The following is a 720-nucleotide window of genomic DNA, read 5'->3' on the forward strand; positions in this document are numbered from 1 at the left end:
GTGTGGGGGTGTGGGGGTCCGCGTAGATTGCCGGGGCATGCGCGCTGTGCAGGCCGCCTGCCGTGCGCGGGCCGCTGATGTGGCGCTGATGCTGTGCGCGGCGGGGTTCGCTGTCTTCGTCGCCGATTCCGTTCCGGTCCTGGAGGAACGGGGGGCACTGTGGCGGGCTGTCGACGCGGTGGCGGCGGTGGTCGGCTGTGTGGCGTTGCTGGGGCGGCGGCGGTGGCCGGTGCCGCTGGCGGTGGTGCTGCTGGTCGCGGATACGCAGACGCCGCTGCTGGCCGGTCCGGTGGTGGTGGCGGTGTTCACGGTCGCGGCCCGGTGCCCGCGGCGGGTGACGGCGTGGGTGGCGGCGCTGGCGTTCGCGCCGCTGCCGCTGTTCCTGTGGCGGGTCGACGGTCTGGAGGAGGACCGGGTCGGTCGGGCGTTGACGTATTTCACGCTGGTGGCCGGGGCGGTGGGGTGGGGGTTGTTCCGGCAGTCCCGCGGGCAGCTGATCGCGTCGCTGCGGGAGCGGGCGGAGCTGGCGGAGGCGGATGCGGCGCTGCGTGGCGACCAGGCCCGGGCGCAGGTGCGTGAGGAGATCGCGCGGGAGATGCATGACGTGCTGGGGCATCGACTGTCGCTGCTGGCGGTGCATGCGGGGGCGTTGGAGTTCAACACGGGCTGACACTTATCCACATCTCCGAGCCCACGAGACACGAGAGAGACTAGAATGCA

The 720-nt window shown here is 72.4% G+C and carries 1 protein-coding gene; it reads left to right on the forward strand.

Features of this window, described 5'->3' with window-relative positions:
• The first annotated feature begins 37 nt into the window (after positions 1-37).
• A complete protein-coding gene (locus AB1460_RS38010) occupies positions 38-670 on the forward strand; it encodes a histidine kinase (RefSeq protein WP_368967443.1) in 633 nt (210 codons plus the stop codon).
• Positions 671-720: the final 50 nt, after the last annotated feature.

This window comes from Parafrankia sp. FMc2, assembly GCF_041008525.1.
In the GTDB taxonomy this organism is placed as follows: Bacteria; Actinomycetota; Actinomycetes; order Frankiales; family Frankiaceae; genus Parafrankia.

Bases quoted from the DNA above. Each gene is read 5' to 3' on its own strand.
- AB1460_RS38010 (WP_368967443.1), top strand. From the start codon at position 38: ATGCGCGCTGTGCAGGCCGCCTGCCGTGCGCGGGCCGCTGATGTGGCG.